This window comes from Frateuria sp. Soil773 (assembly GCF_001428405.1).
GTDB lineage: Bacteria > Pseudomonadota > Gammaproteobacteria > Xanthomonadales > Rhodanobacteraceae > LMSL01.
This window is the reverse complement of the sequence record NZ_LMSL01000039.1, coordinates 124,237-149,265: the sequence shown is the minus strand read 5'-3', so window position 1 is coordinate 149,265 and position 25,029 is coordinate 124,237. Positions and strand designations below refer to the sequence as shown.

Sequence of the window (25,029 nt, the reverse complement as noted above, 5' to 3'; positions counted from 1 at the left end):
TTGCATCGTTCCCGTCGTCCCCTGGAGCCGCATTGTCCATCGACCGTATCGGCCGCCGGCCGGGAAAATGTAGGCCCGGTCGGCCGACCTAGATGCGTTCGTGCGGGCCCAGGTAGCGCCACTGGCCGGGCGCCAGGCGGGCCATCGGCACCCGGCCCAGCCGGATGCGCCGGATCGCCTGCGCCTGGAGCCCCACCGCCGCGCAGATCCGCGCGAGCTGGTCCGGCTGCACGCGCTTCATCGCGAAGCGCAGGCGTTGTTCGCTCTGCCAGCTCGCCTTGATCGGCGGCAGCGCATAACTGCCGAATCGCAGGCCATGGCCGAGCCGGTCCAGGCCGTCGGGCGCGAGGGTGCCGGCGACGTCGACCACGCATTCCTGCTCGATCCGGTCGGCGTCCTCGGTGAGCCGGCGCTTCACCCGCCAGTCCTGGGTGAACACCACCAGGCCGCTGGCCTCGTCCGGCAGTGGCAGCGGCGCTTCCAGCCGCGCGAAGTGGCGCTTCAGCAGGCGCACGCCGGAAGGATCGTCGGGCGCGCGGGTGGCGGCGCCGATTAATGCGCGCGCGGCCGCCATCGTCATCCCGGCCGGCTTGTGCAGCACCAGGGTGGCCGGCTCGACCGGCACCGGCACGGCGCCCGGGTCCAGCGAGACCTGCTGGCCGGCGACCATGAACTGCGGCTCGTCGACGGTTTCGCCGTCCACCCTCACCCAGCCGCCCTCGATGTACAGCTCGGCTTCGCGGCGGGAGCAGCCGGTGAGCGCGACGACGCGCTTGGCGAGGCGGACGGGTTCGGTCATCGACGGGGCCGGCAGGGGAATGGCGGCCATTGTAGGCGCTGCGGCGGCTGGCAATCGGCCGATCCGTCCCCAACTGAGGGAGTCGGCGCTTTGCAGAGACTCCCCATGATCCCGTTTTCCATCCTCGACCTGGCCCCGGTGACCGAGGGCAGCGACACCACCCAGGCCTTCCGCAACACGCTCGACCTGGCGCAACTGGGCGAACGGCTGGGCTACACGCGCTACTGGCTGGCCGAGCACCACAACATGCCCGGCATCGCCAGCGCGGCGACCGCAGTGCTGATCGGCCACGTCGCCGGCGGCACCTCGACCATCCGCGTCGGCGCCGGCGGCATCATGCTGCCCAACCACGCGCCGCTGCAGGTGGCCGAGCAGTTCGGCACGCTGGCGTCGCTGTATCCGGGACGCATCGACCTGGGCCTGGGCCGCGCGCCCGGCACCGACCAGCCCACGGCGCGCGCGCTGCGCCGCTACTTCGACAGCGCCGACGCGTTCCCGAACGACGTGCGCGAGCTGCTCGGCTATTTCGAGCCGGCCCGGCCCGGCCAGGCGGTGCGTGCGGTGCCGGGCGCGGGCATCGAGGTGCCGGTGTGGCTGCTCGGCTCCAGCCTGTTCAGCGCGCGCCTGTCTGCCGAGCTGGGCCTGCCGTTCGCGTTCGCCTCGCACTTCGCGCCGGATGCGATGGACGAGGCGCTGGCGTTGTACCGCCGCGACTTCCGCCCGTCGGCACGGCTGGCCGCGCCCTACGCGATGCTCGGCATCAACGTGGTCGCCGCCGACAGCGACGCCAAGGCGCGCCGGCTGTTCACCACCCAGCAGCAGAGCTTCATCAACCTGCGCCGCGGCCGGCCGGGGCTGATCCCGCCGCCGATCGACGACATCGAGACGTACTGGACTCCGGTGGAGAAGTTCGGCGTGGAGCAGGCGCTGGCCTGCGCCGTGGTGGGCGGCCCGGCGACGGTGCGGGACGGGCTGGCCGCGTTCGTCGCGCGGCACCGGCCGGACGAGCTGATGATTACCGCGAACGTGTTCGACCATGCGGCGCGCCGGTATTCGTTCGAGCTGGCGATGGCCGCGCGCGCCGCGTTGTCCGGCGCCTGAGCCCCGGCCGGCGCGCACGGGGAATTCCTTGCGCGCGCCGCACGGGCGACTGGAGGTGGCTCGCCCTTGGAGCCTGTTCAAAGTCTTCCTGTCGGACTGGAATACCCTCACGCCCCCCGCTCGTCATTCCTGCGAACCCCGAAAAGGGGCAAGAGCAGGAATCCAGCGACTTTTCCTTCCCCAAATCCAGAGGCGCTGGATGACCAGCCCTTCGGCTGTTGAAAAGCACCTCCAGCTTGACCGGCCCTTCGGCCGTTGAGAGCCGCTGGGATGACGCTTCGTAGGAATGCCCGGGAGACTTTGAACAGGTTTTTAGTGCGGCGTCGCGTCCAGCAGTTCCACCTCGAACACCAGCGCGGCGTTCGGCGGGATGTCGCGGCCGGCGCCGCGCGCGCCGTAGCCCAGCTCCGACGGGATCAGCAGGGTTCGCCTGCCGCCCACGCGCATGCCGGCCACGCCTTCGTCCCAGCCCTGGATCACCCGGCCCTGGCCCAGCGTGAAGGCGAACGGCGCGCCATGGTCGTGGGAGCTGTCGAACTTCGCGCCGCGCTTGTCCGCCGCCTTCTGCTCGTACAGCCAGCCGGTGTAGTCCACCAGCACCTGCATGCCGGGCCTGGCTTCGGCGCCGGTGCCGATCTTCTGGTCGATCTTGGTCAGCCGGTCGACCTTGCCGCCTTCGTACGGCTTGGGCGCACCGCCGCAGGCGGCCAGCGCGAGCAGGGCGAACAGGGGAAGCAGCCAGCGCATACGCAACTCCGGATGTCGGGGAATTCCGCGAGGGGAAGAAGAAGGGAATACACCGGTGCGCGCGGGCATGGCCGGTGCGTGGTGGGACTTCATGCGGGGGACGCGTTCGCCGTCCGCACGCATCGTCGTCGCGTAGCGGTGTCGGCTATGCCGGAATCCGGTCGGGACGCGGCGGACGAATCCGCTTCCACGAGGAACACGGACTCAGGCGACCGCATACTCGCCCATGCGTGCGCGCGGACGGATCGCCAGCGTGGTGTCGCCGGCGATCAACTGCACCTCGCCGTCCTGGATCAGGCATTGCAGGCGCATGCCGCGGTCGCACAGGGAGGCAAGCGCACGCACGCTGGCCTCGTCGATGTCCAGCACGCTGAGGTTGTCGTTGCGGGTGAGCGCATTGCCGGCCTTGTCCCACCAGATGTCCGCCGCGCGGCCGCCGTAGGTGAACACCACCACCTGCCGCGCGCGGCCGCAGGCCTTTCGGATGCGCGCCTCGTCCGGCTGGCCCAGCTCGATCCACAGCTCGATCTCGTCGGTATAGGCCTTGCGCCACAGCGCCGGCTCGTCCTCGTCGCTGATGCCCTTGCCGAATTCCAGCCGCTCGTCGGCGTACAGCGCGAAGGCGAGCAGGCGCACCATCAGCCGCTCCTCGGTTTCCGACGGATGCCGCGCCAGGGTCAGCGCATGGGTGGCGTAGTAGTGCCGGTCCATGTCGCTGACCGAAAGCTCGGCCTTGTGGATCGTGGCGTTGAGGGCCATGTGCGGTTTTCCGTAGGACAATCGCGCATTCTACGGCGGGCGGCGGCCGCCATGGGGTTAAGCTGCCGCCTCGCCGTGCAGGACTCCCGATGACGCCAGCCACCGCCGCCAGCACCGTACACCTGCCGCCCGGGCCGTGGACCACCGTGCTCGACGCCCTGTGCGCGCGGTTTCCCGCGATCGACCGCACGCAATGGCTGGACCGGATGGCGCGCGGCCGCGTGCTGGACGCCGAAGGGTGCGCCATCGCGGCCGACGCGCCGTATCGCATCGGCCTGCGCGTGCACTACTTCCGCGAACTGGCGGCGGAGGTGCCGATACCGTTCGAGGAAAACGTGCTGCATGCCGACGAGCACCTGGTGGTGGCGGACAAGCCGCATTTCCTGCCGGTGGTGCCGGCCGGCAGCTACGTGCGCGAGACCCTGCTGGCGCGGCTGATCCGCCGGCTCGGCAACCCGCAACTGGTGCCTCTGCACCGGATCGACCGCGCCACCGCCGGGCTGGTGATGTTCTCCGCCAACCCGGCGACCCGCGGCGCCTACCAGGCGCTGTTCCCGCAGCGGCGCATCGCCAAGCGCTACGAGGCGCTGGCGCCGGCCATGCCGCACGGCGCCTTTCCGCTGGTGCGCCGCAGCCGGCTGGTGCCGGGAGAGCCGTTCTTCCGCATGCGCGAAGCCCCCGGCGGGCCGAACAGCGAGACGCGCATCGAGGTAGTGCGGCGCGGCGACGCGTATTGGCGCTACGCGCTGCATCCGGTTACCGGCCGCAAGCACCAGTTGCGCGTGCACATGGCGGCGCTGGGCGCGCCCATCCTCAACGACCGCTTCTATCCGGACCTGCAGGCCGAGGCGGACGACGACCATGCGCGGCCGCTGAAGCTGCTCGCGCGCGGGCTGGCCTTCGTCGATCCGGTCAATGGCGAGGCGCGCGAGTTCGTCAGCAGGCTCGACCTGTAGGCTTGGGGGCGATTCCCTTGATCGGCGCTGGCCGGCATTTCGGCCGGCTACGGACCAGGCCGCGTCTGCCATGGAGACATGGTGCATGGCAGTCGTGTCGTGTCGTGCGGCAGTTTTGCAAACGCCGACAGCCTTTGCGCGATTGCCACAGCAACTGACCTGGGTCGCCAGCGAAATCGACCGCGGCCGACGGCTAATCGGCCCAACATCGCCGGCGAGTTGGCTGCTGCCGCGATCGTGCCTGGCCACCATCGCCGCGGGAGTACCGGGCCCGCCAGCAGCGACGGCCCGAGGAATCGACTGGCCGGTTTCGGCAAGAGCGGCCTGCCGCCGATGTCCGCTTTCCGGGTAAGCGAAGCTTCAAAGTCGATGGTCTTGATGACGATCTTCCGGTCGATGCGAAAGGCCGCCAGATCCTCCCGGCTCCGGCCGTTTGGCTTGGCGGTCAACTCACCATATCGAGTATCGTTGGGGAGGTTCTCGCTTGACGCGCAGTTCGCCTCGTCGTCCATTGTCCGCGTAATGGACTTCGCACTGGAAGCGATAAGAGGAGAAAAAATCTTCAAATGCATCGTGCAATTCACGAGCCCACGTAAGCCTGTTTGCATCGGGATCGAAGAAGCGTCGGATTGCCTCAGGGTCTTTCCGGAGATGAAACGTCTTGTTCCGGAACTCCCGAAGCGGATTGCGGTGCCTTTTGATCAGTTTTCCCACGGCATCGCTCTTTGGAATCAATTCTTCAAAGGCTGCCGGACGACTATCGTGCAGGAGAAGGTGCATTCCGAGATTCTCGAAACCTTCGCATGTCACGGCAAGGAAGCCTAGCCAGGAGGACATGTAGATTCGCAGTTCGACGACCTTCCGATGACTCAAGGAATTGTTCTTCTTCCATTTTCGGTAGAGGTTGTCGTAGTTCTCGAGCATCAGCTCGGCAGCCTGGAAATAATGGCTATGAAGTACCAGCACGATGTCCAGATTGCGGGCAGGGAGATTGTCGCCAGGCAAGCTGCTGTCGATGTCAATGGCAAGTGCGCGCGCAAGGTTCGCGACGTAGAAGAGAGAATCGTCCGAGTGAACCAGATGCCCTTCAGAGACTGCCGCCTCGAAGCATCTCTCGAGAGTATCTCGGCTCTCGAAGCCGTATGTCGACAATTTTTCGCCGGCAAAGTGGGACAGACGCCATGCGTCGAATCCATTGATCTCTCCGAGCCTTCCGAAATCAAAATCGACCTCTCCATCGGGGAGATAGACCGTGCATCCGATGCCATGCTTGACGTACGCAATGTCGCCATCAAGCAGGCCGTTTTGCGGGATGCCGTTTTTAATCCATCGCAGGTTTGAAGCCGGCATCCGGATACCGGACCGATGCATGAGTACCAAGGCCTCATGGACCTTCGCCTGGTAATCGCTAATCAGGTCGGCCAGCTGTTTGTTCACGGAGCCATTGGCCTATGTTGTTCCCATCGGGGGCGTCGAACCGACCGCGGCCGGATGTCGAGCCGGGTTGGAAGAGCGTCGAAGCGTCGTTATTACCCCCGCTCCCACGATGCCACCGGGCCGGGTTCGGGAACGAACAGGGGATGGCAGACGGGGACGAGGTCGCGGTGGCTGGCATACAGCAGGGGACTGCGGCGGGCCAGTTTCTGCAGCAGGTGATTCCACTCGTGCTCGATCTGGCCGGTGGCGACGGCGATGGGGACAACCGGCTGCACCGGGCCGATCTTGGAGCGGTCGAACGCATAGCCGCGGGCCACGGCCTCGTCGTGGACGCCGGCGAGATAGGCATTGATGGCGAGGCGGGGAGACCCGTGCGCCTTGAAGCGTTCCAGTTGCGGATGCCGCTGGTAGCCCACCGTCTTGCCCCGAAGCACGGCGCGGGCCAGCAGCGCTTCGCGCCAAAGCGCGACCAGGCCTTGGGGGTCCAGGTACTTGGGGTGCAGGGTCCAGAGTCGCATGCGGTCCGGCGTGGGGGGAGTGGATGTCCAGGGCAGCCTATCAGGCGTCTTCGCGGGTGGGGCAGGTCGAAGGCGTGCATCGGCTTCAGGGGCCGGAGGCGTTTTCCGGCAGCGTCACCGCACAGTGTCCCTGTCCTCGGCCAGCCCACTCCCGGCCCATGGCCCGTAGCGGTTCCGTTCCGGTGGTCGGCGCTCGTCCCTTGCAGTACGTAGACGATGCCCGCTCGGTCCTTGTGGTCGTGCACCGGGCCGAAAACGCCGCCAGGCCCGATGGCGACCGTGTGCATACGGAGCCGGCGCCCTGCCATGCCCGTTTCGTTTGAACGAACCGTCAAGCACCCGGCGGCTGCAGGAGCCGAAACATGACATAGGCATCGACCAGGCCGAGTTTCCGGTGCCGGAAGGCCTTGGGCAGCGTGCCGACGATTGCGAAGCCAAGCTTCTTGTACAGCTCGACGGCCGGTGCATTCGTGCTCACCACGTAGTTGAACTGCATCGCCATGAAACCGGCATCCCGGGCCAGGGCAAGGCTGTGATTCACAAGCTCGCGGCCGATGCCTTTCCCTTGCGCCGCGGGGCTCACCACGTAAGTGGCACTCGCCACGTGGGAACCGAGGCCTGGATAGTTGGCCCCGATCTTGTACATGCCGGCAACGCCGGCTTCCGTCACGGCCACCTGCGCCGTCTGCGTGCCGAACCAGTGCTCGCGGAATGTCTCCCGGCTGAAATCGTCCGGGAAGGGCAGGGCGTCTCCGGTCGCCACGACCGACCGGAAGATGCTCCACATTGCCTCGAGATCGTCGGGAGTGGCCTGTCGAATATGCATGGAGATTTGCGGATGGCCGACGTTGAAGCCGGGTGGCGGCGGGATCGTCCGCCTTGAACGAGCAGCCGGGCGCCGCCGCACCGGGATGGGAGTAAGTGGGTTGCGCGGAAAATCAACTGCCAGCGTTTGCGATGGATGCCTCTGCGCTCGGCCAAACGATGGCTTGCGCCAAGATGACATCGCTGCCGTTGAATGTGCAGGACGGCGATCCGAACAATTTGTATCCGAGAGCCAGGGCATCGCTGACACGATGACAGAAGGCTGCATCGTCTGGGCCGGTGAGGACTCGGTAGATCGGCAGGTTGTCGGGTGGTTTCGTCATGATCTCGCATACTTGTTGGCCGAAGTCCAACGCTTGAGTTGAATGGCAGCGAAGCGGCCTGCCTTGAGCGGGGCTGCCTGCCGAGGCCGAGCAATTTCAGGCGCCACTCTGAGTTGCTCCGGCAGGAAAGGCAATGGTCTTCGAGGCTCCCCAGGCGATGGAGGGCGAACGGCTAGTTCACTCGCGCAACTCTGCCTCCATGCCGACCGTATCGAGCTCGAACACATGGTTGTCGAAGTCCTGGAAATAGAGCGCGGTGTCCGATCTGGCCAGGTGGTACTCGTGCCCCATCGCCTCCAGCTTCTTCGCTGTTTCGGCCAGTGCGGGCCGCGATACGAGAAAAGCGATGTGATCGCCCGTTATAGGACGCTCCACGTCGGCCTCGACGAGCACGAACCACGTATCGCCAAGCTGCACGTGACTTTCGTCATGCCCGTCCTCGTCGGTGCGTCGAACGGTCCTTGCGCGGAAGACTTCCGCAAACAGCGATGCCGTGCGGGACGGATCGCGGACAATCAGGGCGATGTGGCTGAGCTTGCCGAGTGTGTTCATAGGGAAATCCCGCGCTGGAGTTGGGCGGCGGCGCAGCCGTCCGCCTTGAACGAATTGCCAGGGCTTGTGCAGGCTGGGCCTGGATGGATCGTTGGAGGGCGGCCAGCGATCAATCAATGACCGCGATCGCATCAACCTCGATCAGGTAGCCTGGAGAAAGCGAGGCTACGCCGAGCACTACGTCTGCCGGTTTGTGATCCCCGAACAGCGTTTTCCGGGCCGCTTCGATAATCGGCAAGCACTTGTCCCGTTCGTAATCGACGACGTAGATGGTGATCTTGGCGACCTGTTCCGGTCCGGCGCCGGCAGCGGCAAGTGCGCGACCGAGGTTGGCGTACACCTGCCGTGCCTGGGCCGCAAGATCGCCATGCCCAACGAGATTGCCGTTGATGTCTTCGGGCTCCTGGCCCGACACAAACACCCATCGGCTACCCGTCGCGACGACGACCTGAGTGTAGGTTTGCTGAGGCGGTAGATCGCTGGGATTGATGCGCGTAAGGGTCATTGATGCCTTCTCCTTCGACTTGCCTCGAAACCGACAAGGCGCCAAGGGCTTGGCGCCGAAATTGAGCGTCCGTGCTGCCGCCCGCCTCGAACGATCCGTTAGGCAGGCGGGGCGGCCTTGCGAAATCGACGCTCGAAAAACAGATCATGCTGCAACATCGAACCCCGCCTGACCCTTGAACCAATCCTTGCCGCGCGGCATCGGCATGAATGGATTGTCAGGCGACACTGTCTTGACCGCGTTGCGCTGACACAAGCAGAAAATAAGGCCGATTCCGCTCAAGGCTCCATTCGGGGTGTTCCATGATCTGCGCTTGCGACGGCCCCCACTCTTCTAGTGCGCGCAACAGATAACCGCTGCCTATGAGCAGATTCAAGTAGGAGGCGACTGTCCGGTGTTCCTTGACGACACCGTTCACCAGCCAGTTCACTGTGCGCGGCCCTTCGTCCAGGTACCCGTCCAGCGGCCAGATCGTGGAGCCCGATTCCAGCTTCTTCCATCCCGGGTCACTCGGGGCGAGAAGAATGGGGTGCTCGACAGAGAAGACGAGGCGGCCGTTTCCGCGCAGGCTGCGATGGATCTTATTGAAAAGCGATGCGAGATCTTTCACGTAATGGAGCGCCAACGAGCTGAACACAAGATCGAACCTGTCTGGGGCGAGTTCGATGGAGTCAAGGTCGGCCTTGAGGTACTCGATACTCCCGTCGCTTTCCTCCGATCTTGCCCGCGACAGCATCCTCTCCGACAGATCGACGCCGAGGACCGATGCCGCGCCGGCATCTGCGGCCCAGCGGCTGAACCAACCGAAGCCGCAGCCGAGATCGAGGACGCGCAGATGCTCCATCGGCGGCAAGTAGGACTGAAGCGCCGGCCATTCCGGCGCCCCGGACAGTCCTTGCACGGAGCGATCGAGCTGGGAGTAGAGATCAAAGAACGCAACGTTGTCGTAGATGTTCTGCGGCATTGCTTGGGGATGCTATCTCGCTTGGCGCTAGGGTCGAGCGGCGCCGGTATGGCGTCTGCTTGGACGAACTGTCAGAAGTGAGGTTGCCAGGTGCTGCAGGAATTTTCTTTTTCCTGCCCTTGACGTACGTAAAATGATTCGCTGCCAGTTTTATCGCTCTTCAGAAACAGGCGCGTGCGAGCAGGATTGACCATCATATGTATCTGTATCAGGTCTCCCCTTGCGTTCACGAGTAGCAATAATTTTTCACCCGTTTCCTTGAATAGAAAAGGATATTTCGGTTTGTCTGGACGATGCTCGAAGCCGTAACCCTCTGGATGAAATGTCAAAGAATCCGGGGGTGAATGGTCGGGGTCTTGACACATCACCCACGTTCCCGTGAGTGGCTTTCCGCTCATCGTCGCACTCTCCGAATGCACCGGCACTGCTACGAGTCCCAAGAGCAAGGCTCTCGCCGCCACATGGAATTTCATGTTCACCTTCCAACGCCGGAATTAAGCGGCATCGTAGCCTTCTGTCTTCAACGAATTGCCAGGCCGCAAACCTGGCGAGGCCGAGCGCCTGTCTACTGCCGACCAAACTTGCTCCAGATGGCGCCGATTGCTAAGCCGGTTGCGAGAACGACCCAGATCATGAATGTCCCGAATGATGTAGAGCAACCAAAAGACCTTACGCCGCCACCGACCTGGCAACCTATCCGGGATCCTTCCAGCAGTGGAAAGCCATAGACATACGTGACGATGCTTGCACCAATCAGTACAGCAAGCACCAGAATCGTAAAGGTAACGGGATTCTTCAAGGGCATGTCTGCGATCTGGCACCTGAGTCAAGCCTTGCCGTTTAGCGGCGTCTGCTTGAGTGAGTGATTGGGCAATACCATCCGCTAACCCAGGATCCGCGGATTGAGTTGCCACACTGCATGGTTGAGCGCGGAAGCGAAGCTGATCCAGAGCAGGTATGGGACGAGCAACATGCCTGCCAATGGCTTGATACGCCAGAACGCAACAAGAGTTGCGATGACAAGCACCCAAAGCAGCACGATGTCCGCGAAGGCCAAGGCGCCCAGGTGCCAACCGAAGAACAGCCAGCTCCAGATCGCATTGAGCACAAGCTGCACCAGAAACAGACTGAGGGCCGTCCGCGAGGTCCGGAACCCTCCGGCACGCCAGGCCAGCCACGCCGCAATACCCATGAGCGCGTACAGGACGGTCCAGACGGGGCCGAACAGGTCGGGTGGCGGGGCCCATTGCGGGCGCGCGAGCCGTGTATAGAACGGGCCGGCCTGCACTGACGCAGCGGCGCCGATGGCAGCGGCGATGAAACTGACCGCAAGCCATGCAACCAAACCAGTGATCTGCTTGCCTTTTGACAAAGCCACGATTCACTCCTCGTGTTGCCTGACGCTGGAGTTGGGCAGCGCGTGTCGGCGCACCCGCTTGTGCGTTGTCGGGCGTTTGCTCGAAGGCTGCCTTGCGACAGCAAGGGCAAACGCCCGAAGTGATGTGACGGGGCTGACCGTTGGACGACGACCATGATGCGGCACCATGTACGACGGTGAGTAACCACGTCGCATGTTGACGACGTAGCTCTCGGGGTAAGCCGAAATCCACATGGCGTACTCGGTGTCGTCGTTGTCGAAGATTGCGATCACTTGCGACTCCGTGCCCATGGCAGCTAGCGCCTGAGTTAAGTGCGGCGAGGCCGTTGGCCTGGAGCAATGTCGGGCGACAGCGTTCCGCCCGGACCCGCAAGGAAGCTCAGTTGCCGATATTCGTAAAAACACCGATCGCAAGTTCCGCCCAGACGTAGAGGAACGCAGCGAAGACCAGGGCGCCGACTAGCAGCCGGTGCCTGGAAGAGACCTTCCTCGCGACGAGCACAAATGCCGAGCCAGCAGCAAAAAGAAGGACGCCCATTACGATAAAGTCCGCGGTCCCCCAGTTGACTTCAGTAGTGAACTGCATGGCGCCAAGCGGGATGAGCAAGAGGGCGCACGACACCAGGGCAATCCAGGCGAAAACGCTGTTGTGCGCTATGAATCGGTTGGCTGCCATGTTCATCGAGCTCACCTCTTGGCGTCTAACGTTTGAGCTAACGGTGTCGGTAGCGTCTGCCTTGAGCGAATTGTCGGGCGCCTCATGGGCTCCGCAGGCGACAGGCCGAGTAGCGGGATGGCGGTCGGCTGCGGCGCCTTGTTGGGCCAGCTTAAGCTATGGATGGCTCTTTCTGCCATTGTTCAGCATGCACGCGCACCACCGTATGACCGTGCGCCGCTTAGTCCAGAAACTTCCAGGTATTCGCGCCATCAAATCTCCGAACCCGGGTTGACTCGATCACGGTCGGGTCAAAGTTGCGGAAGTTGACGCCCATCCTGTTGCTGGCGCAATCGATGGGCTCCCAATGGGTCACGCAGCCGCAGGTGGCGCATCTGCAAAGCACAAGGCATTTGTCGCCCCAAACGTAACGGTCCAGTGCACTTCTGCGAGCAGTGATTTTCACCCTGCTCTTGTCGTAGTAGCCGAAGATGCCACCATGGCGGCGGCAGATTGAGCAATTGCAGCTTGTGAGGCGTCGTGGCTTGTACGGGACCTGGATCTTTACAGCCCCACAATGGCATGAACCTATGAGCATGGCACCCTCTACGTGCTACGTGCGGTCTGACGCTTGAACTAAGCCGCGCTTGCCCGTCATTCCGGCTCGGCCTTCAGGACTGCGGATCGAACCCGAAGACGCGCAACTCTTGATCGCAGCGACAAGCCTTGGCGATGCGCGCAGCCCACGCGACAGCCTCGTTGCGCGAAGGCAATTCCAGTACGGTGAAGCCGCCGTCAAGTGTGGGCGCCCAAGGATAGCCGCCCATTGCGACTGCGCCGTCGGCCGAGACGAGCACGGGCGGTACACTTTCGTCGATTCCGCCACCGAAGACGTACACGCCAGCGGCTTTCGCCTCGTCAATCACAGCATGCGCGTCGCGGCCTACCGTCCCCAACTCACCATCGGGCACAACCATTGCTGCGCTGGGAAAGGAGATCAGGTACTTCGCCATGGTGCTCCTCCTGGGGATTGGTGACGGTCATGAGGCTTGTGTGCTGCCCAGTGCCGGAATTAAGCCGCGCCGCGGAGTGGCATCGGCTTGAACGAATTTTATGTGCCTAGCTCGCCAGATACATATTCGGTCAGATCTTTGATGTTTCTGGCAAACTCCGCTCCCAGGTCAATGTCGCACTTGTTTGCAAGAACGATAATCGACCATAAACAGTCCGCCAATTCATGGCCAAGTTTAGCTTTGCAGTCGTCAATATTTCGGATGCCGGCGTTTGCCTGGATCAGCTTTGCCAGATCGCCTACGTCCCCTACGAAACCAAGCGCAAGTTCTTCGGTGGTCCAGATGCGCCCATACCTCTTGACCTCAAGCTGTTCATAGAGCTTGTTTAGCTGTAGTGCTGACTCTTCGAGATCACTGAGCTTCATGTTGATTGCACGCAACGTTGAGTTGAGTCGCAACGAGGCTGCTCCGCCTTTTGATGTCGGGTCACTCAATTGAGCTCTCTAAGTGACACGGTGGCCTCGTTCTTATACCAGTCTGACCGTGAGAGAGTGATTCGATACTGGGCGGATTTGTAGCTGAAATCCCATACTTCACCTGCCTTTGAGCTTGGGTGTGACTGAGTCTTTCCGTCCGGAGTCGTAATGTTTATATCCACCGTAAAATCTGGATGGAACGTTCCCACTCCGACGATGGCGCCGGTTACAGGGTCGGCCAACGATTCTCCGCGGGTAAGAACAGCCGCTCTACCCTCAGCGGTGGATATGTTGGGCTCGACTGTTGGTATCGCGGCCTTTACAGACAAAGTCAGTTCCTTGGCCTTGGCGATTTCCGATTCAAAATATGGAATCGTTCCTGGAGTTTCTGCAAGCCAGCTCCGGTATTTCTGGTTCTCGTCTTTGAGTTGTGAAATCTGGGCCTCGAGAACCTCGGTCTTTGCCTTGTACTGATCTACTTCTGCCTTTGCGGATGCAAGCTTCTTGTCGTCGAGGAGCACATTGAAAATAGTCCATGTCGTGCCAGCCACGAGAATCGTATAGAGGATGACCGACTTTGTTTGGTTGTTTTCGAACCAATTGCTCATATGGCGAAATCCCTTCACTAAATCCTGGCGCTGGAGTTAAGTGGCGACGAAGCCGTCCGTCTCGAACGAATTGTCATATTTCACTGAAGTGGGTGGTCGCGTCAAATGTGTTTCGACTATGGCTCCGCCGGATAAGCCAGGCATATACCTCTATGGAATCCTGGGCCAGTCCTGCACGGTGCCTACCTACCAAGCTGCATTGATACGGTGCAGGAGTTGTTGAGGCACATGGCGCAGACTTACGCGCATGTGCTCAACCGCAGTAGATCGGTAGCGGCAGGCCCGCTGGATCGTTGAGATTCCGGCGTACGGTTATGAGATATCTTCCGCGGTGCACCGTGGCGCGATGGTAGGGACGGCTTCAGCTGCGACACCTTGCGTTCTGGTGGCGGATCGGAAGATCGTCGCAGTTGAAGCTGCTCTCACAGGTGGCGGATGTGCCGGGGGGCTTGAATCAGTTGGAGCGTCGCGCGCCCAGCAGCACCAGCACTTCCTGCGCACTGCGGATGCGCTCGGTGGCGCCAGGCAGGTCGAGGGTGATCTTCAGCTTGTCCTGGCCGTCCAGCTTGTAGACGCGGGGCAGCTTCTGGATCAGCTTGATGATCGCCATCGGGTCGATCTCGGGTTTCTCGCGGAACACGATGCGGCCGCCGTTGGCGCCGAAGTCCAGCTTGCGGATGCCCAGCGGGGTGGCCATCAGCTTCAGGCCGGACAGCGCGAACAGGGTCTTGGTCGGTTCGGGCAGCAGGCCGAAGCGGTCGATCATTTCCACCTGCAGGTCGCGCAACTGGTCGTCGTTGCGGGCACTGGCGATACGCTTGTACAGCGTGAGGCGCGCGTGCACGTCGGGCAGGTAGTCGTCGGGGATCAGCGCGGGGAGGTGCAGTTCCACCTCGGTCTCGTGCTCGGAGCTGAGGTCGAAGTCGGGCACCTTGCCGGATTTGAGCGCGCGCACCGCGCGTTCGAGCAGTTCGGTGTAGAGGCCGAAGCCGATCTCCTGGATCTGGCCGGACTGCTCGTCGCCCAGCAGCTCGCCGGCGCCGCGGATCTCCAGGTCGTGGGTGGCGAGGGTGAAGCCGGCGCCGAGTTCCTCCAGCGAGGCCAGCGCCTCCAGGCGCTTCTCCGCGTCGGCGGTGATCGCCTTGCGGTCGGGCACGATCAGGTAGGCGTAGGCGCGGTGGTGCGAGCGGCCCACGCGGCCGCGCAACTGGTGCAACTGCGCGAGGCCGAAGCGGTCGGCGCGGTCGATGATGATGGTGTTGGCCGTAGGAATGTCAATTCCCGTTTCAATGATCGTGGTGCACACCAGCACGTTGAAGCGCTGGCGGTGGAAGTCGGCCATCACCCGTTCCAGCTCGCGCTCGGCCATCTGGCCGTGGGCGATGCCGATGCGCGCCTCGGGGATCAGTTCCTCCAGTTCGCGCGCGGTGCGCTCGATGCTCTGCACCTCGTTGTGCAGGAAGTACACCTGGCCGCCGCGCGCCAGCTCGCGCTGGAACGCCTCGCGGATGGTCGCCGGGTCCCACACCGAGATGAAGGTGCGCACGGCCATGCGGTGCGCGGGCGGGGTGGTGATCAGCGACAGGTCGCGCAGGCCGCTCATCGCCATGTTGAGCGTGCGCGGGATCGGCGTGGCGGTCATGGTGAGCAGGTCCACCTCGGCGCGCAGCTTCTTGAGCCGTTCCTTCTGGCGCACGCCGAATCGCTGTTCCTCGTCCACCACGACGAGGCCCAGGTTCTTGAACTTGATGTCCGGCTGCAGCAGCTTGTGGGTGCCCACGATCACGTCGATGTGGCCGTCGGCGAGGCGCTTGAGCGCCTCGTTCACTTCCTTGGTCGACTTGAAGCGGGACAGCACGTCCACCTTCACCGGCCAGTCGGCGAAGCGGTCGGCGAAGTTGCGGTAGTGCTGCTGGGCGAGCAGGGTAGTGGGCACCAGCACGGCCACCTGCTTGCCGGCGGTGGCGGCGGCGAAGGCGGCGCGCAGGGCCACCTCGGTCTTGCCGAAGCCGACGTCGCCGCAGATCACGCGGTCCATCGCGCGCGGCGCGGCGAGGTCGGCGAGCACGGCGTCGATGGCCTGCTGCTGGTCGGGCGTTTCCTCGAACGGGAAGCTGGCGCCGAATTCCTCCACCAACTGGCGGTCGATCGGCAGCGACTCGCCGCCGCGCGCCTCGCGCTGGGCGTAGATCGCCAGCAGTTCCGCGGCTACGTCGCGCACCTTCTCGGCGGCCTTCCTGCGCGCGCGCTCCCAGGCGTCGCCGCCCAGCGAGTGCAGCGGCGCCAGTTCCGGCGCGGTGCCGGAGTAGCGGCTGACCAGGCCGAGCTGCGCCACCGGCACGTAGAGCTTGTCGCCCTTGGCGTACTCGATGACGAGGAACTCGCCTTCCATGCCGCCCAGTTCCATCGAGACCAGGCCCTGGTAGCGGCCCACGCCGTGGTCGACGTGGACGATCGGCGCGCCCACCGACAGCTCGGTGAGATCGCGGATGATGCTTTCCGGGTCGCGCGCCGCGCCGCGCCGGCGCCTGCGCTCGGTGCGCACGCGTTCGCCGAACAGTTCGCGCTCGGTGAGGACGGTGAGCGCGGGCCTGGTCAGGGCGAAGCCCTGTTCCAGGGGGGCGATGGTGATGGCGAAGCGGGGGAGGGCGGAGCTGGCTTTCTGGCCGTCGGTGCGCTGGGAGGCGTCGTTCCGGCGGAGGCCGGCATCCAGTGCCTTTGCGGCATCCGCAGTCGCTGGATCCCGGCCTTCGCCGGGATGACGATCATGGCCGGGATGACGATCGTGGCCGGGATGACGACCATGGTCAGGGTGACGGTCGAGGCCAGGTCGGTCGTCGAGGCTCGCCTGGCCGCCCGCGAAGGCGGGCCAGCTTTCGATGTTCCCGGGTTTCAGGCCGGCGGCGGCCAGCATCTCGATCAGCGCTTCGCGCCGGCCCGCCGAGTCCGCGGCGATCAGCACGCGCCCCGGATAGCTCGACAGGAAGTGGCGCAGCGAGGTGCCCGGTTCCTCGCCCTTGCGGTTCAGCGGAAGCTCGGGTGCGGGCTGGGTGCCTGCGTTCACCGCATGCGGGTGGCCGGACTCGACCACTTCCACGCGCAGGCGCCGGTTCAGCTGTTCGCGCAACTGCTCCGGCGACAGGTACAGCTCGGCCGGGGGCAGCACGGGGCGCTCGATGTCGTGCGCGCGCTGGTCGTAGCGTTCCGCGGTCTGCGTCCAGAACTGCTCTGAGGCCTCGCCGGCGCCTTCGCCCAGCACGATCAGCGCGTCGTCGGCGAGGTAGTCGAACAGCGTGGCGGTGCCCGTGTCCGGTTCCTGCGCGCCGCGCACGCCCGCGTGGGGATTCTTCGCGGGGAAGAACAGCGGCAGGTAGTACTCGATGCCGCCGGGCGTCACGCCTTCCTTCATGTCCTGGTAGAGCGGGCAGCGGCGCACGTCGATCGGGAAGCGCTCGCGCAGGTTGCTGCGGAAATCCTTGGCGGCTTCCTCGGTGAGCGGGAACTCGCGCGCGGGCAGCAGCTCGACCTTGTCCACGGTCTGCTGCGAGCGCTGGGTTTCCGGGTCGAAGCTGCGGATCGATTCCACTTCGTCGTCGAACAGCTCGATGCGGTAGGGCTCGGCCGTGCCCATCGGGAAGATGTCGATCAGCGCGCCGCGCACGGCGAAGTCGCCGGGCTCGGCCACCTGCGGCACGTTGCGGTAGCCGGCCGCTTCCAGCCGGCGCTGCTCGGCGAGCAGGTCGAGCTTCTGGCCCTTCGCCATCACCAGGCCGGAGCCGGTGATGTGCGAGCGCGGCGCGATGCGCTGCATCAGCGTGGCGACCGGCACCACCAGCACGCCGCGCTTCACGTTCGGCAGCCGGTAGAGCGTGGCGATGCGCTGCGAGACGATCTCCGGGTGCGGGCTGAACACGTCGTAGGGCAGCGTTTCCCAGTCGGGGAAGTGCAGCACCGGCAGGCCGCCGGCGAAGATGCGCAGCTCGTCCTCCAGCGCCGAGGCGCGCTGCGTGTCGCGGGTCACCGCCACCAGCAGGCCGGCGTGCGACCGTGCGGCTTCGGCGATCAGCAGGGCGCGGGCGGAGCCGTGCGGCGGCGTCCAGTAGCGGCGCTGCTTCGGCGTGGTGGGCAGGGGCGGGTGCGGAATCGGATCGGGGATGGGCATGGGGACGCTGGCGCTTGGGGCGCGAACGTCAGGCCGCGCCGGGGAAGCGGGCAAGTGTAGCGCGATAGGCGCGGCGCATCGGGCGGGCATGCCGCATCGGCGTCAGCGGCGATGGCGGCTGCGTTCCCGTCATCGGGCAACGGCGGCCGCAGCCGCTTCCGCGGGCGTGCGTGCCCGTTACAGGCGCAGGATGATCTGCGCCGTGCCCGGTTCGTCGGGAATCATCCGTCGGGTGAAGCCGAGCTCCTTGCACAACTGCAGCATCGGCCGGTTTTCCAGCAGCACGTAGCCCCACAGCTCGGCCAGGCCGCGGCGGCGGCAGTCGTCGACCAGTCGCTGCATCAGCAGGGCGCCGAGGCCGATCCGGGACCAGTCGTGCTCCACCAGCACCGAGAATTCGGCGCTGTCGGCCGCCTCGTCGACGTAGATGCGGCCGACGCCGCGCATCTCGGCCGGGCTGATCGATTCGTCCATCAGCACGTAGGCGGTTTCGCAGGCGGGGTCGATCTGGCACAGCCGCTGCGCCATCGGCGCCGGCAGCTCGGACATCGCGTGCAGGAAGCGGCGGCGGATGTCTTCCGGCGACAGGCGGGTGAAGCAGCGCTGCATCGCGGCGACGTCGCCCGGCTCGATCGGGCGCAGCGTCAGGCTGCGGCCGTCGCGCGTCTGCACCGTCTCGCCGCGCGGCGTCGAGGACGGGCGGGGACGGAGGAAACGATCCTTGCTGCGTGGGGGCAACATGGCGGGCCTGGCGGAGATGGCGTTCGTGAGCATGTCCATACTTTAGCGTATTGTTTGCGCTGCAGCATGAATGGCATGCCCGTCGTTGAGGCGCACGGCGCGGCGTAGTGACGCAGTTTGTTCGCCCGGTCGTGGGCAGGCCGTGACGGCGCGATATTGCAGCGCAACCGGACCTGCCGGCCTGTCGGTGGCAGACAGGCGCGGCCGGCCGATCCACAATGCGGAGCTGATCCGGAGCGTGGGCGAGGCAGATGGGCAGATCGGGCAGGGGTTTGACCGCGGCGCAGCTCGACGCCTTGTGCGGGCACTGGCCGGGCGTCACGCGCGACATCAAGTGGGAGACGCGGCTGGTGTACAGCGTCGACGGCAAGATGTTCGCTATGACCGCGGCGCAAGGCGGCGGGCCGGCCTATCTCTATGCGAAGGTGCCCGACGAACGCTTCCTCGAACTCACCGACCGCGCCGGCATCGTGCCGGCACCCTACCTCGCGCGGGCGCGCTGGGTGATGATCGCCGAACCCGCGCGCTTCGCCACCGGCGAACTGGCCGCCTTCGTGCTCGGCTCGTATGCGCTGGTGCGGGCGAAGCTCGCGAAGAAACGGCAGGCGGAACTGGGGCCGCTGCCGGCCATCGGAAAGGACACGCCATGAAGCAGCATCTCGGGGCCCTGGCCCTGCTGGTCGCCGACTACGACGAGGCGATCGCCTGGTACACCGGCAAGCTGGGTTTCGAACGGGTCGAGGACACCGACCTGGGCGGCGGCAAGCGCTGGGTGCTGCTGGCGCCGCCGGGCTCGCGCGAGACGCGGCTGCTGCTCGCCAAGGCGAAGGGCGAGGAGCAGTCGTCGCGGATCGGCAACCAGACCGGCGGCCGGGTGTTCCTGCTGTTGCACACCGACGATTTCCAGCGCGACTGGCAGCGCATGCGTGCCGCGGGCGTGCATTTCCGCGAGGAGCCGCGCTACGAGGCGTACGGCACGGTGGCGGTGTTCGAGGATCTCTACGGGAATGGGTGGGATCTGTTGCAGTTGAAGGGGTAGGGGAGTTCGGTCCAGGCGTGGGGAGGCGGATGGTTTCCATGCGGAACTCCGGATCGCGCCTCTCTTGCGAAAAGCCCCTGGCCCGTCATCCCTGCGAAAGCAGGGATCCAGCGCCTTGGGGCTGGCCAACGTGCGAAGGCGCTGGATCCCGGCCTTCGCCGGGATGACGAGCATGTGTCCCCGCGAACATGGTTTCGCCCGGAATGACGAGCATGTGTCCCCGTGGACATGGTTTCGCCCGGAATGACGAGCATGCGTCCCCGTGGACATGGCTTCGCCCGGAATGACGAGCATGTGTTCCCGTGGACATGGTTTCGCCCGGAATGACGAGCATGCGTCCCCGTGGACATGGTTTCGCCCGGGATGACGAGCATGCGTCCCCGTGGACATGGCTTCGCCCGGGATGACGAGCATGCGTCCCCGTGGACATGGTTTTCGCCGGAATGACGAAGCTGGTCTTTCAGGAGGAGCGGGCCCGGTTGCCGCAGGAAGCCGTGCTGGCGCGAGGGCTCGCGCCCATGCAGCCTAGGCCGCCGACCCGCCCGAACACTCGGCGATCCGTTCGCGCAGCAACTGCCGCTCGCGTGCGTTGCGGGTGAGCGAGGCGGCGCGTTCGAATTCGGCGCGTGCTTCGTCGAGGCGCCCCAGCTTTTTCAGGAAGTCGCCGCGTACGCTGGGCAGCAGGTGGTAGTTGGCGAGGGCCGGTTCGCCGGTCAGCGTGTCGACGATGGCGAGGCCCTCGGCGGGGCCGAAGGCCATGCAGACGGCGACGGCGCGGTTCAGTTCCACCACCGGCGAGGGCGCCAGCCGGGCCAGGGTGGCGTACAGCGCGGCGATGCGCGCCCAGTCGGTGTCCTCGGCCGCCAGGGCGTGCGCGTGGCAGGCGGCGATGGCGGCCTGCAGGGCGTAGGGCCCCAGCGCGCCGTCCAGCTTGCCGGCGCGTTCGAGCGCGACCAGCCCGCGGCGTATCAGCAGCCGGTCCCACAGTGCGCGGTTCTGGTCCAGCAGCAGCACCGGCTCGCCGTCCGGGCCGGTGCGCGCCTTGGCGCGCGAGGCCTGGATCTCCATCAGCGCGACCAGGCCGTGCACTTCCGGCTCGTCCGGCGCCAGCTCGGCCAGCACGCGGCCCAGCCGCAGCGCGTCCTCGCACAGGCCCGGGCGCATCCAGTCGTCGCCGGCGGTGGCCGAGTAGCCTTCGTTGAAGATCAGGTAGATCACTTCGAGCACCGAGGCCAGGCGCTCGGCGCGCTCGGCGCCGCGCGGCACCTCGAACGGCACCTGGGCCTTGGTCAGGGTCTTCTTGGCGCGCACGATGCGCTGGGCCACGGTGGCTTCGGGCACGAGGTAGGCGCGGGCGATCTCGTCGGTGCTGAGCCCGCCGAGCATGCGCAGGGTCAGCGCCACGCGCGCCTCGGTGGACAGCACGGGATGGCAGGCCGTGAACATCAGGCGCAACAGGTCGTCGCCGATGTCGTCTTCCAGTCCCACGCCCGCCTCCGGGTCGGCCCAGTCCTGCCCGGCCTCGGGTTCGTGGCCGAGCTCCTCGTGCTTGCGCTCGATCAGCTTGTTCCGGCGCAGCATGTCGATCGCGCGGTGCTTCGCGGTGGTCATCAGCCAGGCGCCAGGGTTGTCCGGCACGCCCGTCTCGGGCCAGCGCTCCAGTGCGGTCACCAGCGCGTCCTGCGCCAGCTCCTCGGCCAGCCCCACGTCGCGCACCATGCGCGCGAGGCCGGCGATCAGCCGCGGCGATTCGATCCGCCAGACGGCGTCGATGGTGCGATGGGTGTCGGTGGCGGTCATGGCGACCGATCACACCATCGTCCCTCCGGCCTTGCAAGCCGGCCTCGCGGGCCGGTCTCGCCGGCAGGGGGCGCCGGTCAGCGCTCGGCCACCGCCTTCAGGCCGGCCAGGCCGGTCTCGAAGTCCTTGCCGATCATCTTGTCCATGTCGATGAAGATGCCCATCAGTTTGCTCAGGTACGGGCTCGGCCCGTGCATCGCCCAGCGGACCTCGGTGCCGCCGGCCTGCGGCGCCAGGGTGAATTCGGCGGTGTTGTGGGCCTCGAACGGGCGGACGAAATCCAGCCGGATCTCGATCCGCGACGCCGGCGCCGAACGGACGATCTCCATCCGTCCCTCGCCGACCTTGTTGTTGCCGCTCCAGCCGTAGACGGCGCCCAGGCCGCTGGCTGGGCCGTCGAACGCGCGCTTCATGGCGGGGTCGCGCTTCTCGTACGGCGACCACGCGCTCCAGCGGCGGAAGTCGTCGATCTGCGCGAAGACCGTTTCGGGCGCGGCCTCGATGTGGATCGTGCGCTCGACCCGGAACGTGTCCGGGCGGGCCGCGGCGTAGCCGAGCAGGGCGAGGACGATGACGGCGACGAGCAGCAGGACGGCAGTGAGCGTATTCATCGGGATTCCTTGCAGTGGTTGCGCATGGCGGTGCGTTCAGTGCCTTGCCGCGATTTCGGCACGCAGCCGTTCTTCCTGTTCGCGCAGTTCGGGGGTGAATTCGGCGCCGAAGTCCTCGGCCTCGAACACCCGGCGGATCTCGATCTCCGATTCCTGCCCGCCCTCGAACGGGGCGGGGCAGCGCTTCATCCATTCGATCGCCTCTTCCAGCGATTTCGCCTGGATCAGCCAGAAGCCGGCGATCAGTTCCTTGGTTTCGGCGAACGGGCCGTCGATCACGCGTTGCCGGCCGCCTGCGAACCTGATCCGCGCGCCTTTCGAGCTGGGATGCAGCCCTTCGCCGGCCAGCAGCACGCCGGCCTTCACCAGTTCCTCGTTGAAGCGGCCCATCTCGGCCAGCAGCGTCTCGCTCGGCATCATGCCGGCCTCGGAATCCTTGTTCGCCCTGACCATCACCATGAATCGCATGTCGTCTCTCCTGTCGGGTGGCGAGCGGGGAATGCGGCCGCGGCCGTCCGCGCTCTATCCGGGCGACGAACGGGAAACCGCGGAATCGACAAGGGAGGCGATGGGCGGGCACGCGGCCGCGGCGGCCGGATGGCCGCTCTGCGCGCGACAAGGTCGCCGGGCGGCCGGGCGGGGCCGGCCGCGGCCGCTCAGTCGGCGTTGTCCGGCTCGAAGAAGCTCCAGCGCACGTCCGGGAAACGCGCCTTCATCGCGCGCTCGACGGTGTTGATCGCCTCGATCAGGGCGCGGTTGTCGGCGGTGGGCGTCATCCGCGCCTTCACCGAGACCATCACGTCCGGACCCATCTGCAGGGTGATCAGGTTGAGCACGTCATCGACCTCGGCGCGGCTCTTGAGGAAGGTCAGCAGCTCGGCGCGGCGGCGCGGTTCCACGCCCTGGCCGATCAGCAGCGCCTTCACCTCGACCGCGACCAGCACCGCCACCACGATCAGCAGCACGCCGATCGCGACGGTGCCGAGCGCGTCGAACAGCAGGTTGCCGGTGAGCATGGTGGCGCCGATCGCCAGCGCCGCCAGCATCAGGCCGAGCAGGGCGGCGAGGTCCTCGCCGAAGATCACCAGCAGCTCGCTGGAACGCGTTTCGCGGAACCACTCCCACAGCCCCTGTTGGCCGCGCGCCTTGTTCACTTCCTGCATGCAGCCGCGCATCGAGACGCCCTCGGCGACGATGCCGAACACCAGCACGCCCAGTGCCAGCCAGGGCCATTTCAGCGGCTCCGGATGGGTGAGCTTGTGCACGCCCTCGTAGATCGAGAACATGCCGCCGACGCTGAACAGCAGGATCGCCACCAGGAACGACCAGAAGTACATCGCGCGGCCCCAGCCCAGCGGGTAGTCGTCGGACGGCGGCCGCCTGGCCTGGCGCATGCCGAGCAGCAGCAGGCCCTGGTTGCCGCAGTCGGCCAGCGAGTGCACCGCCTCGGCCAGCATCGCGCCGGAGCCGGTGGCGACCGCGGCGACCAGCTTGGCGACGAAGATGGCGAAGTTCGCGCCGAGTGCGAGAAAGATGGCTTTCGGCGAATTGGCGTGGCCGGACATGGACGGTTCCCTGTGTGCTGGCCGCGTAGTGTAGGGCACGCGAAAGAACTTCCGGTGCCTGCGCTGCCGCGCCGTGCGGCCGTGGCACGGACAGCGCGACATCGCGCAAGATGGCGGGTATGAGCTACCGCGAAACCCTGCCGGCCCCCGCGTTGCGGACCCTGGTCGCCGCCTACTGGGGCATCGACAGCGCGCCCGCCGGCTCGACGTCGGCGCGGCGCATCCTGCCCGACGGCTGCGCCGACCTGATCTGCGATTTCGCGGCGAGCCCGCCGCGCATGCGCTGGGTCGGCACCATGACGCGCGCGATCGAGGTGCCGTCCGGCGGCCGGCAGGCCCTGTTCGGCATCCGCTTCGCCCACGGCGCCCTGTTCGGCCTGCTGGGAGCGCCGCTGTCGCTGCTGACCGACAGCACCATCGGCGTCGACGACCTGCCGGCGCGGCGCTGGCGGCCGCCGCTCGACGGCTGGTGCGGGGATCGCGGTTTCGCCGCCCGCTGCGCCCGCGCCGATGCGAGCCTGCTGGCGGTGCTGCCGCGGCTGCCGTCCTCGGACACGGCGCGGCTGCTGCGCCACCTGCAAGGCCGGCGGCTGTTGCCGACCGCGACGGTGCTGGGCGAGGAGACCGGCATGGGACTGCGCACCTTGCAGCGGCGCTTCATGGATCACCTCGGCGTCAGCCCGCGCCAGCATCTGCGCTACCTGCGCTTCGCGCAGGCGCGGCGGCTGCTGGAACGCCCCGGCGCGCGCGCGGCCGACGTCGCGCTGGCCGCGGGCTACAGCGACCAGGCGCATTTCGTGCGCGAGTTCCGTCGTTTCGCCGGGGTCACGCCGGGGCGCTGGCGCTGACGCGTTCGTTCAATACGGGGTGCCTTGCCGGCGGCATGCTGACGCCTCCATCCATCGAGGAGCCATGCCATGGCGCCGCCCGTCTGCCGCAAGGCCACGTCCGTGCTGTACGTCGAAACCATCGCCCCCAGCCTCGCCTTCTGGCGCGACAGGCTGGGCTTCGCGGTCACCGCCGAGGTACCCGGCGAGGATGGCCCGGTGTTCGTGATCCTCGCCCTTGGCGGAGTCGAGTTGATGCTGCAGACCACCGCGGCGCTGGCGGCCGATCCGCACGCTGCGGACATGCACTGGCGGGACGACCGCAGTTGCCTGTTCGTGGAGGTGGACGACATCGACGCACTGGCCGCGGCGCTGGAGGAATGCGAGATCGTGGCGCCGCGCCACGAAACGTTTTACGGCGCCACCGAGATCGGCTACCGGGAACCGGGCGGCCATTTCGTGACGTTCGCTCAGTTCCACCGCTAGGCGGTTTCGCCGGGAGGGTTGCGCCAGCGTGCTGGCTAGCGGTGCGCGAGAGGGTGAGATTGTGGCGCCGTGCCAGGTGATCTTCCGCAAGAGCCTGTTCACGCCCTCAAGGTATCCCCTCCATGAAACGTCATCCCGGCGAACCCCGAAAGGGAGCAAGAGCTGGGATCCAGTGCCTTTGG

General features: G+C 65.9%; 29 protein-coding genes. 6 read left to right on the top strand and 23 right to left on the bottom strand.

Annotated features, from left to right (window positions below; genetic code table 11):
• Nucleotides 1-88: 88 nt before the first annotated feature.
• The gene (locus ASG87_RS12610) at nt 89-799 is read right to left on the bottom strand and encodes an rRNA pseudouridine synthase (protein ID WP_056005550.1); all 711 of its coding nucleotides are present in this window, start codon (nt 797-799) and stop codon (nt 89-91) included.
• A 105-nt stretch (nt 800-904) separates the two neighbouring features.
• On the opposite strand from ASG87_RS12610, the gene ASG87_RS12605 reads away from it, so the two are divergent.
• Nucleotides 905-1,900: an LLM class flavin-dependent oxidoreductase gene (locus tag ASG87_RS12605; RefSeq protein ID WP_056005547.1), complete on the top strand. Its 996-nt coding sequence runs from the start codon at nt 905-907 to the stop codon at nt 1,898-1,900.
• 312 nt (nt 1,901-2,212) lie between these two features.
• Here the strand turns inward: ASG87_RS12605 and ASG87_RS12600 are convergent, their stop codons facing one another.
• On the bottom strand, nt 2,213-2,647 hold the full coding sequence (locus ASG87_RS12600; RefSeq protein ID WP_056005544.1) for an FKBP-type peptidyl-prolyl cis-trans isomerase: 435 nt from the start codon (nt 2,645-2,647) through the stop codon (nt 2,213-2,215).
• Between the two features lie 204 nt (nt 2,648-2,851).
• Complete coding sequence (locus tag ASG87_RS12595; RefSeq protein WP_056005541.1) at nt 2,852-3,406, bottom strand: YaeQ family protein; 555 nt, start codon at nt 3,404-3,406, stop codon at nt 2,852-2,854.
• Nucleotides 3,407-3,495: 89 nt separating this feature from the next.
• On the opposite strand from ASG87_RS12595, the gene ASG87_RS12590 reads away from it, so the two are divergent.
• Nucleotides 3,496-4,362 (top strand): RluA family pseudouridine synthase, encoded by an 867-nt coding sequence (locus tag ASG87_RS12590; protein ID WP_056005539.1) that lies wholly within the window; start codon nt 3,496-3,498, stop codon nt 4,360-4,362.
• 450 nt (nt 4,363-4,812) lie between these two features.
• Here the strand turns inward: ASG87_RS12590 and ASG87_RS19495 are convergent, their stop codons facing one another.
• The 16 genes from ASG87_RS19495 to ASG87_RS12530 all read right to left on the bottom strand — a co-directional run bounded on the left by ASG87_RS19495 (nt 4,813) and on the right by ASG87_RS12530 (nt 18,558).
• On the bottom strand, nt 4,813-5,799 hold the full coding sequence (locus ASG87_RS19495) for a hypothetical protein (protein WP_082582943.1): 987 nt from the start codon (nt 5,797-5,799) through the stop codon (nt 4,813-4,815).
• Between the two features lie 92 nt (nt 5,800-5,891).
• Nucleotides 5,892-6,317: a pyrimidine dimer DNA glycosylase/endonuclease V gene (locus ASG87_RS12575; protein WP_056005529.1), complete on the bottom strand. Its 426-nt coding sequence runs from the start codon at nt 6,315-6,317 to the stop codon at nt 5,892-5,894.
• A 331-nt stretch (nt 6,318-6,648) separates the two neighbouring features.
• The gene (locus tag ASG87_RS12570; RefSeq protein ID WP_056005526.1) at nt 6,649-7,143 is read right to left on the bottom strand and encodes an N-acetyltransferase; all 495 of its coding nucleotides are present in this window, start codon (nt 7,141-7,143) and stop codon (nt 6,649-6,651) included.
• Between the two features lie 112 nt (nt 7,144-7,255).
• Nucleotides 7,256-7,465, bottom strand: coding sequence for a DUF1737 domain-containing protein (locus ASG87_RS19485; protein WP_082582989.1), 210 nt, complete (start codon nt 7,463-7,465; stop codon nt 7,256-7,258).
• 177 nt (nt 7,466-7,642) lie between these two features.
• A complete protein-coding gene (locus ASG87_RS12565; RefSeq protein ID WP_056005523.1) occupies nt 7,643-8,017 on the bottom strand; it encodes a VOC family protein in 375 nt (124 codons plus the stop codon).
• Nucleotides 8,018-8,126: 109 nt separating this feature from the next.
• Nucleotides 8,127-8,522, bottom strand: a complete 396-nt coding sequence (locus ASG87_RS12560) for a RidA family protein (RefSeq protein ID WP_056005520.1) — start codon at nt 8,520-8,522, stop codon at nt 8,127-8,129.
• 217 nt (nt 8,523-8,739) lie between these two features.
• Entirely contained in the window at nt 8,740-9,486 is a 747-nt protein-coding gene (locus ASG87_RS12555) for a class I SAM-dependent methyltransferase (protein ID WP_056005517.1), read from the bottom strand.
• Nucleotides 9,487-9,557: 71 nt separating this feature from the next.
• Nucleotides 9,558-9,959, bottom strand: a complete 402-nt coding sequence (locus tag ASG87_RS20205; RefSeq protein WP_157511071.1) for a hypothetical protein — start codon at nt 9,957-9,959, stop codon at nt 9,558-9,560.
• Between the two features lie 410 nt (nt 9,960-10,369).
• Nucleotides 10,370-10,858 carry a TspO/MBR family protein gene (locus ASG87_RS12550; RefSeq protein WP_056005514.1) on the bottom strand — a complete coding sequence of 163 codons (489 nt, stop codon included), beginning with the start codon at nt 10,856-10,858 and terminating at the stop codon, nt 10,370-10,372.
• Nucleotides 10,859-10,867: 9 nt separating this feature from the next.
• Nucleotides 10,868-11,137, bottom strand: coding sequence for a hypothetical protein (locus ASG87_RS20200; protein ID WP_157511070.1), 270 nt, complete (start codon nt 11,135-11,137; stop codon nt 10,868-10,870).
• A gap of 106 nt (nt 11,138-11,243) precedes the next feature.
• Nucleotides 11,244-11,546, bottom strand: a complete 303-nt coding sequence (locus ASG87_RS12545) for a hypothetical protein (protein ID WP_200949090.1) — start codon at nt 11,544-11,546, stop codon at nt 11,244-11,246.
• A gap of 644 nt (nt 11,547-12,190) precedes the next feature.
• The gene (locus ASG87_RS12540; protein WP_056005511.1) at nt 12,191-12,532 is read right to left on the bottom strand and encodes a hypothetical protein; all 342 of its coding nucleotides are present in this window, start codon (nt 12,530-12,532) and stop codon (nt 12,191-12,193) included.
• Between the two features lie 98 nt (nt 12,533-12,630).
• Nucleotides 12,631-12,957, bottom strand: coding sequence for a MazG nucleotide pyrophosphohydrolase domain-containing protein (locus ASG87_RS19475; RefSeq protein WP_082582941.1), 327 nt, complete (start codon nt 12,955-12,957; stop codon nt 12,631-12,633).
• Nucleotides 12,958-13,022: 65 nt separating this feature from the next.
• Complete coding sequence (locus tag ASG87_RS20195; RefSeq protein ID WP_157511069.1) at nt 13,023-13,616, bottom strand: hypothetical protein; 594 nt, start codon at nt 13,614-13,616, stop codon at nt 13,023-13,025.
• A 454-nt stretch (nt 13,617-14,070) separates the two neighbouring features.
• Nucleotides 14,071-17,778 carry a transcription-repair coupling factor gene (gene mfd / locus ASG87_RS12535; protein WP_056005508.1) on the bottom strand — a complete coding sequence of 1,236 codons (3,708 nt, stop codon included), beginning with the start codon at nt 17,776-17,778 and terminating at the stop codon, nt 14,071-14,073.
• Between the two features lie 177 nt (nt 17,779-17,955).
• Nucleotides 17,956-18,558 carry a GNAT family N-acetyltransferase gene (locus ASG87_RS12530; protein ID WP_056005505.1) on the bottom strand — a complete coding sequence of 201 codons (603 nt, stop codon included), beginning with the start codon at nt 18,556-18,558 and terminating at the stop codon, nt 17,956-17,958.
• A 212-nt stretch (nt 18,559-18,770) separates the two neighbouring features.
• Between ASG87_RS12530 and ASG87_RS12525 the strand changes: the two genes are divergently transcribed.
• Nucleotides 18,771-19,169 carry an MmcQ/YjbR family DNA-binding protein gene (locus ASG87_RS12525; protein ID WP_056005502.1) on the top strand — a complete coding sequence of 133 codons (399 nt, stop codon included), beginning with the start codon at nt 18,771-18,773 and terminating at the stop codon, nt 19,167-19,169.
• On the top strand, nt 19,166-19,558 hold the full coding sequence (locus ASG87_RS12520; RefSeq protein WP_056005500.1) for a VOC family protein: 393 nt from the start codon (nt 19,166-19,168) through the stop codon (nt 19,556-19,558). Before ASG87_RS12525 ends, ASG87_RS12520 begins: the two co-directional genes overlap by 4 nt.
• 525 nt (nt 19,559-20,083) lie before the next feature.
• On the opposite strand, the gene ASG87_RS12515 is transcribed toward ASG87_RS12520, so the two are convergent.
• The 4 genes from ASG87_RS12515 to ASG87_RS12500 all read right to left on the bottom strand — a co-directional run bounded on the left by ASG87_RS12515 (nt 20,084) and on the right by ASG87_RS12500 (nt 23,534).
• Nucleotides 20,084-21,358 (bottom strand): RNA polymerase sigma factor, encoded by a 1,275-nt coding sequence (locus tag ASG87_RS12515; RefSeq protein WP_056005498.1) that lies wholly within the window; start codon nt 21,356-21,358, stop codon nt 20,084-20,086.
• 77 nt (nt 21,359-21,435) lie between these two features.
• On the bottom strand, nt 21,436-21,969 hold the full coding sequence (locus tag ASG87_RS12510; protein ID WP_056005496.1) for an SRPBCC family protein: 534 nt from the start codon (nt 21,967-21,969) through the stop codon (nt 21,436-21,438).
• A 36-nt stretch (nt 21,970-22,005) separates the two neighbouring features.
• Nucleotides 22,006-22,437, bottom strand: a complete 432-nt coding sequence (locus ASG87_RS12505; protein ID WP_056005493.1) for a YciI family protein — start codon at nt 22,435-22,437, stop codon at nt 22,006-22,008.
• 188 nt (nt 22,438-22,625) lie between these two features.
• The gene (locus tag ASG87_RS12500; protein ID WP_056005490.1) at nt 22,626-23,534 is read right to left on the bottom strand and encodes a cation diffusion facilitator family transporter; all 909 of its coding nucleotides are present in this window, start codon (nt 23,532-23,534) and stop codon (nt 22,626-22,628) included.
• A 119-nt stretch (nt 23,535-23,653) separates the two neighbouring features.
• Here ASG87_RS12500 and ASG87_RS12495 point away from each other — a divergent pair, with 119 nt between their 5' ends.
• Nucleotides 23,654-24,382 carry a helix-turn-helix domain-containing protein gene (locus tag ASG87_RS12495; protein ID WP_056005487.1) on the top strand — a complete coding sequence of 243 codons (729 nt, stop codon included), beginning with the start codon at nt 23,654-23,656 and terminating at the stop codon, nt 24,380-24,382.
• A gap of 69 nt (nt 24,383-24,451) precedes the next feature.
• The gene (locus ASG87_RS12490) at nt 24,452-24,847 is read left to right on the top strand and encodes a VOC family protein (RefSeq protein WP_056005485.1); all 396 of its coding nucleotides are present in this window, start codon (nt 24,452-24,454) and stop codon (nt 24,845-24,847) included.
• Nucleotides 24,848-25,029: the final 182 nt, after the last annotated feature.